15 protein-coding genes and 1 pseudogene are annotated in these 16,149 nt (G+C 41.9%); 8 read left to right on the top strand and 8 right to left on the bottom strand.

Annotation, left to right across the window (positions count from 1 at the left end; all coding sequences use genetic code 11):
• Positions 1 to 23 precede the first annotated feature (23 nt).
• Positions 24 to 1,421, top strand: a complete 1,398-nt coding sequence (locus FK178_RS08375) for an exopolysaccharide biosynthesis polyprenyl glycosylphosphotransferase (protein ID WP_146833457.1) — start codon at positions 24 to 26, stop codon at positions 1,419 to 1,421.
• 95 nt (positions 1,422 to 1,516) lie between these two features.
• On the opposite strand, the gene lnt is transcribed toward FK178_RS08375, so the two are convergent.
• Entirely contained in the window at positions 1,517 to 3,109 is a 1,593-nt protein-coding gene (gene lnt, locus FK178_RS08370; RefSeq protein WP_146833454.1) for an apolipoprotein N-acyltransferase, read from the bottom strand.
• Positions 3,110 to 4,267: 1,158 nt separating this feature from the next.
• Between lnt and FK178_RS08365 the strand changes: the two genes are divergently transcribed.
• The gene (locus tag FK178_RS08365; protein WP_146833451.1) at positions 4,268 to 5,029 is read left to right on the top strand and encodes a CDP-alcohol phosphatidyltransferase family protein; all 762 of its coding nucleotides are present in this window, start codon (positions 4,268 to 4,270) and stop codon (positions 5,027 to 5,029) included.
• A 145-nt stretch (positions 5,030 to 5,174) separates the two neighbouring features.
• Entirely contained in the window at positions 5,175 to 5,573 is a 399-nt protein-coding gene (locus FK178_RS08360; RefSeq protein WP_240793800.1) for an endonuclease domain-containing protein, read from the top strand.
• A 662-nt stretch (positions 5,574 to 6,235) separates the two neighbouring features.
• On the opposite strand, the gene lptB is transcribed toward FK178_RS08360, so the two are convergent.
• The 5 genes from lptB to FK178_RS08335 form a co-directional block, all read right to left on the bottom strand.
• Positions 6,236 to 6,976 (bottom strand): LPS export ABC transporter ATP-binding protein, encoded by a 741-nt coding sequence (gene lptB, locus FK178_RS08355; protein WP_146833448.1) that lies wholly within the window; start codon positions 6,974 to 6,976, stop codon positions 6,236 to 6,238.
• An 87-nt stretch (positions 6,977 to 7,063) separates the two neighbouring features.
• Positions 7,064 to 7,426 (bottom strand): four helix bundle protein, encoded by a 363-nt coding sequence (locus tag FK178_RS08350; protein WP_146833445.1) that lies wholly within the window; start codon positions 7,424 to 7,426, stop codon positions 7,064 to 7,066.
• A gap of 146 nt (positions 7,427 to 7,572) precedes the next feature.
• On the bottom strand, positions 7,573 to 7,920 hold the full coding sequence (locus FK178_RS08345) for a carboxymuconolactone decarboxylase family protein (protein ID WP_146833442.1): 348 nt from the start codon (positions 7,918 to 7,920) through the stop codon (positions 7,573 to 7,575).
• 7 nt (positions 7,921 to 7,927) lie between these two features.
• A complete protein-coding gene (gene tatC, locus FK178_RS08340; protein ID WP_146833439.1) occupies positions 7,928 to 8,773 on the bottom strand; it encodes a twin-arginine translocase subunit TatC in 846 nt (281 codons plus the stop codon).
• Positions 8,773 to 9,738 carry a KpsF/GutQ family sugar-phosphate isomerase gene (locus tag FK178_RS08335; RefSeq protein WP_146833436.1) on the bottom strand — a complete coding sequence of 322 codons (966 nt, stop codon included), beginning with the start codon at positions 9,736 to 9,738 and terminating at the stop codon, positions 8,773 to 8,775. The genes tatC and FK178_RS08335 overlap by 1 nt, the downstream gene beginning before the upstream one ends.
• An 84-nt stretch (positions 9,739 to 9,822) precedes the next feature.
• Between FK178_RS08335 and FK178_RS08330 the strand changes: the two genes are divergently transcribed.
• The 3 genes and pseudogenes from FK178_RS08330 to FK178_RS15910 all read left to right on the top strand — a co-directional run bounded on the left by FK178_RS08330 (position 9,823) and on the right by FK178_RS15910 (position 13,398).
• Entirely contained in the window at positions 9,823 to 12,021 is a 2,199-nt protein-coding gene (locus FK178_RS08330; protein WP_146833433.1) for an ATP-dependent DNA helicase RecQ, read from the top strand.
• 445 nt (positions 12,022 to 12,466) lie between these two features.
• A pseudogene (locus FK178_RS15915) lies at positions 12,467 to 12,852 on the top strand (peptidylprolyl isomerase); the annotation flags it as partial.
• A gap of 186 nt (positions 12,853 to 13,038) precedes the next feature.
• Positions 13,039 to 13,398 (top strand): FKBP-type peptidyl-prolyl cis-trans isomerase, encoded by a 360-nt coding sequence (locus tag FK178_RS15910; protein ID WP_394345090.1) that lies wholly within the window; start codon positions 13,039 to 13,041, stop codon positions 13,396 to 13,398.
• Between the two features lie 180 nt (positions 13,399 to 13,578).
• Here FK178_RS15910 and FK178_RS08320 read toward each other — a convergent pair whose 3' ends face one another.
• Positions 13,579 to 14,220 (bottom strand): peroxiredoxin, encoded by a 642-nt coding sequence (locus FK178_RS08320; protein WP_146833430.1) that lies wholly within the window; start codon positions 14,218 to 14,220, stop codon positions 13,579 to 13,581.
• A 163-nt stretch (positions 14,221 to 14,383) separates the two neighbouring features.
• Positions 14,384 to 14,962, bottom strand: coding sequence for a thioredoxin family protein (locus FK178_RS08315; protein ID WP_146833427.1), 579 nt, complete (start codon positions 14,960 to 14,962; stop codon positions 14,384 to 14,386).
• 87 nt (positions 14,963 to 15,049) lie between these two features.
• Between FK178_RS08315 and FK178_RS08310 the strand changes: the two genes are divergently transcribed.
• Complete coding sequence (locus FK178_RS08310) at positions 15,050 to 15,511, top strand: Mpo1 family 2-hydroxy fatty acid dioxygenase (RefSeq protein WP_146833424.1); 462 nt, start codon at positions 15,050 to 15,052, stop codon at positions 15,509 to 15,511.
• 291 nt (positions 15,512 to 15,802) lie between these two features.
• Positions 15,803 to 16,138: a tRNA-binding protein gene (locus tag FK178_RS08305; RefSeq protein WP_146833421.1), complete on the top strand. Its 336-nt coding sequence runs from the start codon at positions 15,803 to 15,805 to the stop codon at positions 16,136 to 16,138.
• The last annotated feature ends 11 nt before the right edge of the window (positions 16,139 to 16,149 follow it).

Here is a 16,149-nt window from a genome sequence, read left to right as displayed (position 1 = left end):
ATCTTTAGTCATAAATACTCCTGATGTCTCAAAAGTCGTTGGTCCACTTTGATATTTCTGAAAGAAAGGTGCTGCTGCGCCTCATGGATAATATTGCGGTGCTCTTAACGCTTAGTCTTGTGGGAATTATCTTTCATTTTGACTATTTCCGCATTACAGATTATTATTGGGTGTGGACCCTGATGTTGCTTATTTATCTCAATATTTTTTCCACCATTTTTGAGTTATATGACCTGCAGCAGGCCGGGAAATTTGAGGTTGTGCTTAAAAACGTTATTCTAACCGCCTCCCTTACCCTGCTTTTTTTTATCCTTACCCCGTATTATACCCCCAGCCTCCCCGACAACCGGATACAGATCCTGTTCTTTTTCTTTGCCATTACAGGCTCTTTGCTGTTATGGCGGTTTGCATATGTAACCCTTATCACTTCTGCCCGATTCTACAAAAAGGTGTTGCTCATTGGAGATGCGGCCGAGCTGGACCTGATGATCACGGCACTACAAAAGAGCGACCCCAATTATGTGGTGGTGGGATTTATTAATACCGGAAACGCTGAAGTTCTTCCCGTATCCAGGGGTTTATTACACTTTGAAAATAAACCTCTTGCTGAAATTATCAAGGAAGAACACCTCAATGAAATCGTGGTGGCCGATTCTACCACCCGCACCAAAGCGGGGAATATTCCCATTCTGGAAGAGTTAAACAACCTTCTTATTGAGGGTTTTCCCATTAAGGATTACACCCAGGTATATGAGGATATTACCTACAGGGTGCCGGTGCAGCATATAGGGAAGGATTTTTATAAGTTCTTTCTTTTCAGCCGCAGTAATCAGAATAAATTATATCGCTTTTTTCACCGCATGTTTGATATTTTTGCCTCCCTTACAGGGCTCTTCATTTGTGGGTTGCTTATTCCCTTTGTATGGCTTGGAAACCTGGCGGGAAATCGCGGTTGCCTGTTTTACAGGCAGGAACGCATTGGAAAGAATGCCATTCCGTTTGTGATCGTGAAGTTTCGCACCATGCCCAACAATTCTGAACTTAACGGCCCGCAGTGGACTAATCGCAATGACACCAGGATCCCCTGGTTTGGCCGCTTCCTTCGCAGAACCCGGATAGACGAATTTCCGCAGTTCTACAATATTATTCGCGGGGAGATGAGTGTTATTGGTCCGCGGCCGGAACGGCCCAAGTTTGTGAAGGAGCTTTCAGAAATGATGCCTTTCTACAAGACCCGCCACATTGTAAAACCGGGCCTCACCGGCTGGGCACAGGTAAAAGCCAATTACGGCTCGAGCCACGATGACAGCCTGGAAAAACTCCAGTATGACCTTTACTACATTAAACACCGGGGCCTCTTCCTGGATCTCAATATTTTGCTGAAAACCTTTAGCACGGTTATTTTCTTTAGGGGGCAATAGGAGTAGGGAGTAGTGAGTAGTCGTTAGTATAAAAACAATTTAAGAAATTTCAACCGACAACTGACAACCGACAACTGATAACCGACAACCGCTTTCTACCTTTTCACAATCTTCTTAAACGGTACCACCGCAAACAGAAAAAGGAAGAGAGCAAGGAAATGAGCGATTCGGGCGATGTAATCGCCGTGTTTTACATAAAAGGTTTGGGTATCGTTTAAAGTGATTTCGCCACGAATGCTGCCTTGTTCTTCATATCCCAGGGTTTGCAATATGTCTCCTTTTTCATTGATAAAAGCCGAGATCCCCGTGTTGGCGCTTCGCACAATAGACCTTCGGGTTTCAATAGCGCGCAGTTTGGCGTAATTGAGGTGCTGTTTATGGCCCTGCGTATCACTCCACCAGGCATCATTGGTGATGATGGTTAAGAAATTGGCGCCATTTCTAACATATCCGGTTACATATTCCCCGTAAACCGATTCATAACAAATGATGGGTGCGGTTGAAGAATTGTTATTGAGCTCAAAGACGGATCTTTCTTCCTGCGTGGTTTTCATTGCTACCGTCCCGCCAAGATCTATCATGATATCGCCCAGAATGGGTTTTAAAATGCTTTGATATGGGAAATTCTCTACGCCCACCACCAGCTTTGATTTGTGATATAGCTGCGGAAGGCTCTCCCCGTTCATCATAAATGCCGAATTGTAATCATTATACCAGTCTGAAGGTCCTAACTGATTGGTTTGTTTTGCTACTCTCCCGGGGTCGCTGAAACGGTCATAAAATGAGATCCCGCTCAGGAAATTAATTCCGGGGTAACGGTCAACGATCTGCCTTCCGGCAAATGCCGCTTCTGATCTTTGGAAACCGGGCAGGACGGTACCACTGGCAAAAACAGTTTCGGGGGCTACGAGAATGGCGGTATTTTCAGTAACATTTTCAGCACTTAATTCCATCAGTAATTCGCCGATACTGGTATCGCTAACCCTGTATTTTTCAGAATATGGGTCAATATTGGGTTGCAGAATTACCGCTTCCAGGGTTTTGGTACTTTCAGAATAATAACTAAGCAGCACATATGAGATTGCAATTGGAACAGCAATGAAAACACCCGCTTTTATGAGTCCGCGCCAGAGAATGGCTTTATCGTGGTATTCCCGATACAGCACAACCGATTTATACACGGCGATATTTACCAACAGTATCCACAGCGTGCCGCCGAAAGCCCCGGTATATTCATACCACTGCACCCAGTTGTGGCTCACGGCAAAAACATTTCCCAGATTAAGCCAGGGCCAGGAAAATTCCCAGTTTAGGTGCAGTTTTTCAAACACGATCCAGATGCTTATCAAAAATGCGGCTGCTCCCTTAAAATTGGTGCGTTTTGCAACGATGTGATACAAAAGAAAAACCAGCGCCATTAAAAGCGAATTCACCAAAATGGCAAATGCCGCCCCAAAGAGGGTAGAGTAGTAGAGCCAGTAGGTGGTGATGAGGTTCCAGATGAAAAAAGTGAGGTACGCGTGTCCCAGAATTTTAAGACCGGTATGTTTGGTGCTGAAATTCCGCAGATTAAATTCAGCATACAACACGGGTACAAATGCGAAAAAAATAAGCAACGGAAACCCGTATGTTGGCCAGGCCAGTGCCAGAAGGAATCCGCTAAGGATTGCGTAAAGGAGGTTTTTCATAAGGTAGAATTCCATTTCAAAAATAGGAATCTTTTTTGGGTTATGGGTTATGAGTTAAGAGTTAGGAGTTATGAGTTATGAGTTATTGTTTTAAGGGGTGAGTTCTTATGAGTCTTTAGTCTTTAGTCGGTAGACAGTAGAATTTAAAGTTTAAAATTCAAAATTCAAGGTTCCCTTTAAAATTTGTCATGGGGAAGGCTTCAGTTATCGGTTTAAAAATCCGAATAACTAATACGTCATCCTGAACTTGTTTCAGGATCTAACATGATTTGAATTTAAAACCCACTAAAAACTAATTGCAACGCCCTAAATACTAATCATTTAAAATAGACCCTACGACTGCGCTCAGGGATACAAGTTGCAACTGTCATTCTGAAGCGACCGCTACGAGCGGGGGCTGAAAGAATCTCTTGTGAAAACGACTTGTTCTTGGAAATTGTCCGATTAAAGAATGATCACCGTTACTTTGAGATCCTTCATACTGCCTGCTTGCAGGGGGGTCAGGAGGACAGAAAGACGTTATCACAATACAATATGTCATTCTGAAGCGACCGCTACGAGCGGGGGCTGAAAGAATCTCCTATGAAAACGACTCCTTTTACTTAGCATACTTTCCCGTTTAAGGATGATGGCGGTTCCTTTGAGATCCTTCATACCGTCTGCTTGCAGGCGGGTTCAGGATGACAAAACGACGAGATTAAAACACAATATGTCATTCTGAAGGCTGCGCTAGTGCGCGGGCTGAAAGAATCTCCTATGAAAACGACGCCGCCTACTTAGCATACTTTCCGGTTAAAGGATGATCCCGGTTCCTTTGAGATCCTTCACACCGTCTGCTTGCAGGCGGGTTCAGGATGACAAAACGACGAGATTAAAACACAATATGTCATTCTGAAGGCCGCGCTAGTGCGCGGACTGAGAGAATCTCTTATGAAAACGACTCCTCCTACTTAGCGTACATTCGGTAAAGGATGATCCCGGTTCTTTTGAGATCCTTCACTTCCGTATTAGTGAAAAGGGATTAGGGAATAGTAATTAGCAAATAGCTATTTTACAATCTACCGTCTAGAATCTAGAATCCAGAATCTGTAATCCAGAATCCAGGGTCTCAATTCTCACTACTAAAATTTATTCCTATTTTTACCAAAAACCTAACCAATGGCTATAAAAAGACACGTCCCGAATTTAATAACTATTCTTAACCTTTTATGCGGCGTGATAGCCGTGATATTTGCGGTACAGGGGAATTTGATCATGGCCGGACTCTTTGTAGCCCTGGGAATTTTCTTCGATTATTTTGACGGACTTGCAGCCCGTGCGCTCAATGTTAAAAGCGAACTGGGACTGCAACTGGATTCCCTTGCCGATATGGTGACCAGCGGAGTGGTGCCGGGTATCGTAATGTTCCAGCTCCTGGTAAGAGCGTTGCCCGGGAATGGCGCGCCTGCACAGGAATGGCAGGCTTCCGGCAACTGGTTTCAATGGGATTTCCCTGCTTTGGCACTTATAGGTTTACTCATTGCAGCCGCCTCGGGTTACCGACTGGCAAAGTTCAATATTGATGACCGCCAAACCGATTCCTTCATAGGCCTTCCCACCCCCGCAAATGCCCTGCTTATTTTAAGTCTGCCGCTAATACTGGCATTTCAGCCTCACCCATGGGCGGTTTCACTTATTCTTAATGAATGGTTTTTAATTGGCCTTACCTTTCTCAGTTGTTATATGCTCAACGCCGAGATCCCGCTCTTCGCCCTTAAATTTTCCGACTGGTCTTTTCAGAAGAATAAACTCCGTTATATTTTTATCGCCTATAGCCTGCTTTTAATAATTCTCCTGCAGTTTATAGCTATTCCGGTTATAATTGTGAGTTATGTGGTGGTTTCTCTGGTATTTCCGGGGAATAAAGGGGTGATTGAATAAATCAATTCCTTTCCCCGGCCCTAAAGGGAGGGAATTGATTGAGGTAAATTTGAGTTTGAAGTTTCATCCTTTGTCTGCCGCCCTTTAGGGGGCAAAGCGGAAAAAGAGTATGAGAATGATTCAATCCCATTTCTAAAATTAGTGAGTGAAAAGATATAATCCATATCACGATAACAGCATGTATAAAGGTGCTCCGCCTGAGAATTTTGCAAAGGCTGAGATCTTGAGAAAGAATATGACTGAACCGGAAAAACTTCTTTGGAATAGATTAAAAAATAATAGCTGGGGTTATAAATTTAGGCGTCAACACCCTTTACATATTTTTATCGTGGATTTTTATTGCCACAGCCTTAAATTAGTTATTGAGGTAGATGGAGGTTATCATGAAAGCCCGGCTCAAAAATTGAAAGATAAAGAACGAAGTGAAATAATAGAGTTTCAAGATCTGACGATATTAAGATTTTCAAATGAGGAAGTAATAAATAGGATAGAAAAAGTTTTAGTGGCAATAGAAGAAATAATTAATTCCTATCCCCGGCCCTAAAGGGAGTGTATTGATTGAGGGAAAATTTTAATTTGAAGATTAATATTAATACTTTTCCGCCACCCTTTAGGGAGGGGCAAAGCGGAAAAGATAAAATAGATGGATTAAATCAATTCCTTTCCCCGGTCCTAAAAAGAGTGCATTGTAGCAGGTAAATTTGAGTTGGAAGTTTAATCCTTTTTCCGTCACCCTTTAGGGAGGGCAAAGCGGAAAAGATAAAATAGATGGATCAAATCAATTCCTTTCCCCGGCCCTAAAGGGAGTCTATTGATTGAGGGAAAATTTTAATTTGAAGATTAATATTAATACTTTTCCGCCACCCTTTAGGGAGGGGCAAAGCGGAAAAGATAAAATAGATGGATTAAATCAATTCCTTTCCCCGGTCCTAAAAAGAGTGCATTGTAGCAGGTAAATTTGAGTTGGAAGTTTAATCCTTTTTCCGTCACCCTTTAGGGAGGGGCAAAGCGGAAAAGATAAAATTGATGGATTGAATCAATTCCTTTCCCCGGCCCTAAAGGGGGGGATTGATTTAGGTAAATTTGAGTTTGAAGTTTAATCCATTTTTCGTCACCCTCTAAGAAGGGGCAAAGTGGAAAACAACTAAAAACTATTTCAAAACCGCCTGAGTTAGAAACTCCCCTTTGGGGGTTGGGGGGCGCTTCTTACTCAAATATCTTTTTCTTCCTTAATTCGAAGTTCTTTCCCAGATAGACCTTACGCACCATTTCATCGGCAGCGAGTTCTTCGGGCACACCGTGTTTCAGGATATTTCCTTCAAACATAAGGTAGGTCCTGTCTGTAATTGCAAGGGTTTCCTGTACGTTATGATCTGTGATAAGAATTCCGATGTTCTTGTTTTTTAACTGGGCTACAATACGCTGAATATCTTCTACAGCGACGGGATCTACACCTGCAAAAGGTTCATCGAGAAGGATGAAATGCGGATTGGTTGCCAGAGCACGAGCTATCTCGGTTCGGCGGCGTTCCCCCCCGCTTAAAAGGTCTCCACGGTTCTTGCGGATATGGCCAAGGCCAAACTCTTCAATAAGGGACTCCATTTTATGGATCCGCTCTTTTTTGCTGAGTTTTGTGAGCTCCAGCACACTCATAATATTATCTTCTATGCTTAATTTTCTAAAAACCGATGCCTCCTGCGCCAAGTATCCAATACCGTATTGCGCGCGCTTATACATTGGGAATTTTGTAATATCCTGATTGTCTAAAAAGATCTTCCCGCCATTGGGCTTTATAAGCCCCACGATCATATAAAAAGAAGTGGTTTTCCCGGCTCCGTTCGGCCCCAGCAAACCAACGATCTCCCCTTGATTCACCTCTACCGATATCCCTTTTACCACTTCCTTGCCCTTGTAGGCCTTTACTAAATTTTCTGCGAATAGTTTCATGAATACTGAGTATGCTGTAAAATTACAATTTTATTGACCATCCCTCATGGCCGGTTGTCGGTTGTGAGTTGTGAGTTGTCGGTTTCTTTAGGTCTTCCAATTTTTTTCAACATATTGAATAAATGCAAAAATCTTACCTCCCAGTAAATTATATTTACTTATTAATTCCACCACACCTTCAATTTCATATAATTCGCCGATCATTTCCAGTTGGGAAATACACTCTAATAGTGAAGCGTGTGCATAGACCAGAAATTTTAAAAAATCTTTCTTGTAAGCTCTTCTTCCATATCCTTCAACAATTGCATCTTTTATACCCTTGGAAGATCTTCTTACCTGACTACCCTGTTCATATAACTCGAATTTAGGAAGCTTTAGGGATAATTTATGCACTTCAATAGCATAATCAAAAGCCAGATTATAGATGTCAAGGTCCTTATAGCTTTTCATAAAAAAATGGTGTTGATCTTAATAAATAGGAAAAAAACCAAAATACTTGTTTTTTTACACATTACATCAACCCCCTAAAATTAAAAACCGATAACTGACAACCCACAACTGACAACTCACAACTCACAACCCACAACTCACAACTTCTAACCCAGTTTTTCAAGTTCCTCCCAAAACTCATAAGCCCTCCTTAAATGCGGGATCACGATGGTGCCGCCAACGAGGGTGGCGATGCCAAGGGCTTCAACAACCTCTTCTTTGGAAAGGCCTTCTTTATAAGAGGTTTCAAGGTGATATTTTATACAGTCGTCACAGCGTAAAACTGTGGAGGCTACAAGGCCCAGAAGTTCTTTGGTTTTTACATCCAGGGCGCCGGGGGCATAAGCGTTGGTATCCAGGTTAAAAATGCGTTTTATGATCTTATTGTTATCTTTCAAGATCACATCATTCATCCGTTGCCGGTATTCATTAAATTCTTCTACCTGATTTGACATAGCAATATTATTTTTTTGTGAGAGCTTTAGAAGCCCTTAATTCTTTTTCTTCTTTGCGGTAAACGATCCTTGAAATAAAAATACTCACTTCATACAGGATAAGTACGGGTATGGCAACAATTATCTGACTCACAATATCCGGCGGAGTAATAATTGCTGATACGATGAGGATAATAACCAGGGCATATTTTCTGTATTTCCGAAGAAATTGAGGGGTTACAACACCAACTTTGGTTAAAAAATATATGATGATTGGGAGCTCAAATAAGAGTCCGCTGGCAATCACCGAAGCCCTTACCAGGCTTATGTAACTTGCGAGGTCAAAATCATTAAAAACATCGGCACTTACCTGGTACTTTCCGAGGAAATTAATGGATAGTGGGGTTACTACATAATATCCAAAAAGTACTCCCAGGAAGAACAGAATTGAGGAAATAAAGATAAATCCTTTGGCATTGCGCTTTTCATTTTCCTTCATTGCAGGCGCCACAAATCGCCAGAATTCATAGATCACATAAGGGAAGGCAATAATGAAACCGGCGGTTAATGCCACCCAGATATGAGCAGAAAATTGTCCACCCATGGTCCGGCTTTGTATGCGGAAGGGCATTTCGTCAAAACAGAATCCGCCATCCACTCCTACAAAATTGGAGATCCGGCATAAGATATCATAGGTCCAGAAATCGGCATTACGAGGGCCGAAAAGCAGGACGTCAAAAATGAAGCTCTTGGCCAAAAAAGCTATTATACCGGCAATAAGTATGGCGAGCGTAGCACGTATTAAATGCCAGCGTAAAGTTTCCAGATGGTCCAAAAAGGACATTTCATCATGAGGTGTTTTTACTTTTCCCATTATAAAATTCCTTCTCGTATTAAATTATGAATATGCACCACTCCGGCGTATTTGCCGTTCTCTACGGCTATTAATTGCGTAATTTTGTATTGTTCCAGCATATCCAGGGCATCTACAGCCATGGCATCCTGATCTATGGTCTTTGGGCCCGGACTCATAATATCGGCCGCCGTGAGATGTGTAAAAGTATCGTGATCTTTCAACATTCGGCGTATATCACCATCGGTAATTATTCCCGCAACAGCTCCGTTCTCAATAACAGCTGCTACTCCCAGCATTTTTTCTGAAATTTCAACAATCACATCCCGTACATTGGTTTCCGGAGATACCTGGGGTTTTAAATTCTGGGATGTAATATCACTCACTCTCAAATATAATTTTTTTCCAAGCGCCCCGCCCGGGTGGTATTTTGCAAAATCTTTACTTGAAAATTCCCTCAGGTTAAGAAGGCATATTGCAAGCGCATCGCCCATTACCAGTTGCGCCGTAGTGCTGGTGGTAGGAGCGAGATTATTGGGGCAGGCTTCCTTTTCTACATACGTATTTAACACGTAATTGGATTGCTGGGCCAGAAAAGAATCTATATTTCCTGTGATGGCAATTATCTTGTTTTTAAAATTCTTAATAAGTGGTACCAGTACTTTTATCTCCGGGGTATTCCCGCTTTTTGAGATACAAATTACCACATCATCTTCCAGAATACTGCCAAGGTCGCCGTGAATGGCATCTGCCGCATGCATAAAAACTGCGGGAGTGCCGGTAGAGTTTAATGTAGCTACGATCTTGCTGGCAATTATGGCACTTTTCCCAATACCTGTAATAATTACCCTGCCTTTCGAGTTATAGATATATTGAACAGCATCAGCAAATTGAGGTGTGAGAAGATTTTCAAGCGCGGCGATCGCCTTTGCTTCAATAGATATGGTGTCTTTGGCTATGGAAAGGATTTTTTCTTCCAGTTTCAAATTAGTAATATTATGAATTGTGAATACTAAAGAAATATGTATCTTTAATTAGTGCAAATGTATGTAAAATTGTAAGACAATTGAATGGGTTCTACCGAAATCGACTTATACAAACAGCTTAAAAAGTACTTTGGGTTTAGCCAGTTTAAGGGCCTTCAGGAACAGGTAATCACAAGTATTGTAAACCGGAAAAACACCTTTGTGATAATGCCTACGGGTGGTGGAAAATCACTGTGCTATCAACTCCCGGCCCTTATTGAAGATGGTACTGCCATAATAGTTTCTCCCCTCATTGCTTTAATGAAGAACCAGGTGGATGCCATTCGTGGGATCTCTTCGGAACATGGCGTTGCCCATGTACTTAATTCGTCCCTGAATAAATCTGAAGTAAAGCAGGTAAAAGAGGACATCACAAACGGCATCACGAAGTTATTGTATGTTGCCCCCGAATCTCTCACCAAAGAGGAAAATGTTGAGTTCCTGCGCACTGTAAAGATCTCTTTTCTTGCGGTAGATGAGGCGCATTGTATTAGTGAGTGGGGCCATGACTTCAGGCCCGAATACAGGAATTTACGACATATTATCAAAAGGATTGGAGATGATATTCCCATTATTGGGCTTACGGCTACCGCAACGCCCAAGGTCCAGGAGGATATTCTGAAAAATTTGGGCATTACCGATGCCAATACCTTTAAGGCCAGTTTTAACAGGCCCAATCTTTATTATGAGATAAGACCGAAAACCCGGAGTGTGGATGCAGATATTATAAGATTTGTAAAACAGCACGCAGGAAAGTCGGGAATCATATATTGCCTTAGCCGAAAACGCGTTGAGGAGCTGGCCCAAACTTTACAGGTAAACGGAATTTCTGCCGTGCCTTATCATGCAGGTCTGGATGCAAAGACCAGGGTGAAACACCAGGACATGTTTATTATGGAAGATGTAGACGTGGTGGTAGCCACTATCGCATTTGGAATGGGAATAGATAAACCGGATGTGCGTTTTGTAATTCACCATGATATTCCTAAAAGCCTTGAAAGTTATTACCAGGAAACAGGCCGTGCCGGAAGGGATGGGGGCGAAGGCCATTGCCTTGCTTTCTATTCATATAAAGATATTGAGAAGCTTGAGAAATTTATGAGCGGCAAACCTGTTGCCGAGCAGGAAATAGGGCAGGCTTTGTTGCAGGAAGTTGTGGCTTATGCCGAAACTTCTGTTTCCCGGAGAAAATTTCTCCTGCATTATTTTGGGGAAGAATTTGATGAAGTTTCCGGAGAAGGTGCTTCCATGGATGACAATGTGCGGAACCCCAAGAAGAAACATGAAGCACAGGAAGATGTAGAATTACTGCTGAAGACAGTTAAGGAGACCAACCAGATTTATAAAGCCAAGGATGTGGTAAACACCATGATTGGAAAGGCCAACGCCTTAATAATTTCCCATAAGACAGATGAACATCCGCTTTTCGGAAAAGGGAAAAGCAAGGATTCAAAATACTGGATGGCATTGATTCGCCAGGTGCTCGTGGCCGGAATGCTGAAAAAGGATATTGAAACCTATGGCGTGGTGCGCATTACTACCAAAGGGGAAAAATTTCTTGCGAAACCTTCCTCTTTTATGATGACCGAAGACCATATTTTTGATAGTGTAACAGAAGCGGTTGTAACCCCGTCCAAAGCTGCCGGAAATATGGTAGATGAGACCCTGGTTAAAATGCTGAAGGAATTGCGGAAAAAGGTGGCCAAAAAGCAGAATGTACCTCCTTTTGTGGTCTTTCAGGATCCCTCCCTGGAGGATATGGCACTGAAATATCCAATGACAATGGAGGAGTTGGGTAACATTCACGGTGTAGGGGAAGGAAAAGCCAAAAAATTCGGGAAGGAATTTGTAGACCTCATAGGCCGCTATGTTGAGGACAATGATATTACCCGCCCCGATGATCTTGTGGTAAAAACCACCGGAGCCAACAGTGCCCTCAAGCTCTATATTATTCAAAGCGTCGACAGAAAATTACCTCTGGACGATATTGCCTCGGCAAAGGGAATGGAGATGAACGAATTCATTAAGGAAATGGAAGCCATTGTGTACAGCGGTACCAAACTCAATATTGGGTATTGGCTGGACGATATCCTTGATGAGGAACAGCAGGAGGAGATTCACGAATACTTCCTGGAAAGCCAAACCGATAAGATCGAGGATGCCCTCGAGGAATTTGACGGCGATTACGATGAGGAGGAACTTAGATTGTACAGGATAAAATTTATTAGTGAGGTAGCGAATTAAGTAAGGAGTTATGAGTTATGGGTTATGAGTTGAAAAAACTCCAAATTTCAAATTCCAAATTCCAAATTCCAAGGTGCCCAGTTCAAAAACCTATACCGTCTACCGTCTACCACCTAACAACCATTCACTATTCCCTATTCACTAACTAAGAGACCCTTCGACTGCGCTCAGGGAGACAAGTGATGGGGAGTGGACAGAGGACGGAGGGCAGAGGTCCTGGCAGAACCTCCTAACAATCAACAAATCTCAAATCCCAAATTCCCGATTTCTAACAAATATCCGCGTTAATCTGCGAAGAAATCTGCGTGATCTGCGGGAAACCCTAGGGCTACCAATCCCGAATGAATGAATCTCAAACTCCCATATACTCCACTCACATCTAACGATTAACGACTAAAGACTAAAAAAAACTATCTTTGCATTCTTAAACTAAAAACACAGCATTATGCAGGACGGATTATATGCTAAATTTCACACTTCAAAAGGTGAAATACTTGTAGCACTTGAATATGAGAAAACCCCGGGGACAGTAGGAAACTTTGTAGGCCTTGCCGAAGGGAATCTTGAGAATAAAGCCATCCCACAGGGAAAACCTTATTATGACGGATTAAAATTTCACAGGGTGATCCCCGATTTTATGATACAGGGGGAGACCCAAAGGGAAATGGAACCGGAGGCCCTGGTTACAACTTTGAAGATGAGATCCACCCATCTCTTACGCATGATGCTCCCGGAAAACTTTCTATGGCCAATGCCGGTCCCGGAACCAATGGAAGCCAGTTTTTTATAACTCATATAGCCACTCCATGGCTTGATGGAAAACATACAGTTTTTGGTAGTGTTGTAGAGGGACAGGATGTTGTAGATGCAGTGCAGCAAGGCGATAAAATTGAAAAATTAGAGATCATCCGCCAGGGTGAAGCAGCTGAAAAATTTAATGCGGTTGAGGAATTCCGTTCTTTTAACGGCGCCAAAGCTGAAAGAGAAGCTGCAGCTAAAAAGCAGCAGGAAGAATTGATGGGGGAGATCTCCCAGGGATTTGAAAAAACTTCCAGCGGACTAAGATATAAGATCGAGGAAAAAGGATCTGGAGCCAAAGCCGAAAAAGGCCAGACAGTTTCTGTTCATTATAAAGGGATGTTGCCAGATGGCAGCGTATTCGATTCTTCTTTTACAAGGAATCAGCCTATAGATTTTAAATTGGGCAAAGGACAGGTGATCCAGGGATGGGATGAAGGAATTCAGCTTTTACATGTTGGTGATAAAGCCCGTTTTGTAATTCCTTCGCACCTTGCGTATGGCGAGCGCGGAGCAGGGGGAGTAATCCCTCCAAATGCTACCCTTATATTTGATGTGGAGTTGGTAGCGGTAAAATAATTTTTTAAAATTACCAGGTAACAAATTCCAAAAAATATTGACCTCACAGGTTTTCGAAACCTGTGAGGTCTTTTTAATTTACAGGCTTTTCTATATTGTATAATGGAATGATATCGAAACTTCAGATTTTTTTGTCATTCTGAAGAAGCCGCGACGAGCGGGTCCCGGATACAACACGTATTAATTCAAGTTTGGTTGCGGGGTCATTCTCAGATAAGGTTTTACCTCTTTAAAGCCTTTTGGGAACATCCCTTTGGCATCCTCACTTGAAATGGATGGGCTTATAACCACATCTTCCCCCGGCTTCCAGTCGGCAGGAGTGGCTACCTTGTGATAAGCGGTCAATTGAAGGGAATCTATAACCCTGAGTAATTCAGCAAAATTTCTTCCGGTGCTGGCAGGATAGGTGATCATTAGTTTAATGGTCTTATCGGGTCCAATTACGTAGACCGATCGTACCGTAAAAGTCTCACTGGCATTGGGGTGGATCATGTCATAGAGTTCAGACACCTTGCGGTCCTCATCGGCAATTATGGGAAAATTTACGGTGGTTTGCTGGGTTTCGTTTATGTCCTTGATCCAGTCTTTATGAGATTCAACACCATCTACGCTAAGCGCAAGCACTTTTACATTTCTTTTTTCAAATTCAGCTTTGTATTTGGAGGCTGCGCCCAGTTCGGTAGTACAAACCGGGGTATAATCGGCAGGATGGGAAAATAATATGGCCCAGCCATCACCTATATAGTCATAAAAATTTATTTTTCCTTCTGAAGTTTCGGCATCAAAGTCCGGTGCTTTATCCCCTAATCTAAGTGTACCCATTGTTTATATTTTTTTAAAAATTCACTTAAATTTAGTCAATAAATTCAAGGCTGAATGTTAATGAGGTTACAATTAAACCGCTGATTTTTTCATATAAAAGATATTAGAAAATAACCCGTGTACAGCTCTCAAGCTGTAAAAGATTAAAAAGATCGATATATAGTTAGGAAGCAGGTTTAAATTTATCATCCTTCCACTTAATACTGCAGCCAATACTTGGTTTTTGGTGGTCAGTCACTTTCCGGTTGTTAAGAACGGCGTCCAGCGCCTCCCGCAGGTCCCGACCATTGACCGGGATCCCGTTTCCCAGCCGGGAATCATCCAGTTGCCCGCGGTAAATTAATTTAAGATCTGTATCAAACAAATAAAAGTCGGGCGTGCAGGCGGCCTTGTATGCTTTTGCCACCTCTTGCGTTTGGTCAAATAGATAAGGGAAAGGGTAGTGGTATTTTCTTGCCGTTTTGTACATCTGGTCCGGGTGATCATCTGGGTAAGCAATTACATCATTGCTCATGATCGCTATAAAACCAAATCCTGATACACGATAATCATTTGCAATACGCACCAGTTCTTCGTTCACATGTTTTACAAAAGGGCAGTGATTACAAATGAACATTATTACAGTATCGCGGTCCCCTTTTAATTCCTGCAGGGAGCAGCGTTTATCTGTTATAGCATTCATCAGGGAGAAATCCGGTGCTTCTGTTCCAAGGGGAAGCATATTTGAGGATATGGCAGCCATTTATTACTTGATTTTTTGAACTCATAAATTACAAATTTATGACGGATTAGCGGCCAAATTATTATCTTGTTCTCTAAATATCTCTCTATGAAAGCTCTGAGCCAATGGTTTGATGAATATGCGGTAAGCCATCGCAATGAAACCAATAAAGCCATCCACTATATTTGTGTGCCGGCAATATTCTTTTCAATTGTAGGGCTGTTAATGAGCATTCCGCCTTTCTTTCTGGAAGGTGTTTTCGGAAATAATTTTCTTCTTGAGAACTGGGCAACTGTCGCCCTCATTTTTGTAATGATATTCTATTTCAGGCTGTCATTTTCAATGGGTTTGAAGATGCTGGTGTTTTCAATTTTATGTCTTCTCGGAAATTATTTCATTTCCTCTATAGCTCCTTTGTGGCTTGTTTCTGTGATCATTTTTGTAGTAGCCTGGATTGGCCAGTTCTACGGACATAAAATTGAAGGTGTAAAACCCTCTTTTTTAAAGGATATCCAGTTTTTATTGATTGGCCCCGCCTGGGTGATTGAAAATGTGTTCAAGAACAATTAACAATTATCAATAAACAATTAACAATAACCAATTAGCAATAACCAATTAGCAATAATCAATAAACAATAAACAATAACCAATTAGCAATAAACAATAACCAAATCCCAAATTCCAATAACCAATTAACAATAACCAATTAACAATAATCAATAAACAATAACCAATAAACAATAACCAATTAGCAATTAACACCATTTCCTAATCCCTAATCCCTATTCCCTAATCCCTATTTACCAATCCCTATTATTTAATCACTATTTACCAAACCCTGTTCCCTAATCCCTATTCATTATGCAAATATCCTGGAATGACTTTGAAAAAGTAGAAATGCGTATAGGGACCATTGTTGAGGTTCTGGAATTTCCGGAAGCACGACAACCGGCTTATAAGTTAAGCATTGATTTTGGGCAGGAACTTGGAATAAAAAGATCATCGGCCCAGATCACCAAACGCTATAAAGCTTCAGAATTAATGGGGAAACAAATTGTCGCGGTGGTCAACTTTCCAAAGAAACAAATAGCCACTTTTATGAGCGAGTGCCTGGTGCTGGGAGCGGTGGGTGATAATAATGATATCGTGCTGCTGCATCCCGGACTTAAAGTAGAGAATGGGTTGAGGGTGGGGTAAATCAATTAACA

It is taken from the genome of Antarcticibacterium arcticum, assembly GCF_007993795.1.
Classification (GTDB): domain Bacteria; phylum Bacteroidota; class Bacteroidia; order Flavobacteriales; family Flavobacteriaceae; genus Gillisia; species Gillisia arctica.
The sequence above is the reverse complement of the archived record's forward strand: the minus strand, read 5'-3'. Positions and strand labels throughout refer to the sequence as shown.